At 77.0% G+C, this 269-nt stretch carries 1 protein-coding gene; it reads right to left on the bottom strand.

Annotated features, from left to right (window positions below):
• Positions 1 to 269, bottom strand: a 269-nt coding sequence (locus DEIPI_RS32485; protein WP_157463794.1) for an MG2 domain-containing protein, incomplete at both ends; no start/stop codon positions are given.

Raw genomic sequence — 269 nt, 5'->3', positions numbered from 1 at the left:
GCGCGCCCGCCGGGAGGTCGAGGCCGCCCGAGAAGGACCCGAAGCGGTCGGCGCGCAGGGTGCGGCGGTAGACCTCCTCGTCGAAGGGCGAGCGGACGCTGACGCGCACCTCCTGTCCCGCGAGGGGCGCGAGATCCCGCGCGCGGCGCGCCACGCCCTTGAACTCGACGCGCTGGCCGGGGCGGTAGACGGGGCGGTCGGTGTACACGTAGCCGCGCGCGAGGGGCGCGGCGTACGCGTTCCAGTTCGCGCCCGACACGGCCCAGTCG

This window comes from Deinococcus pimensis DSM 21231 (genome assembly GCF_000519345.1).
Classification (GTDB): domain Bacteria; phylum Deinococcota; class Deinococci; order Deinococcales; family Deinococcaceae; genus Deinococcus_A; species Deinococcus_A pimensis.
Note: the sequence above shows the minus strand (reverse complement) of the source record. Positions and strands in the feature narration are given on the sequence as shown.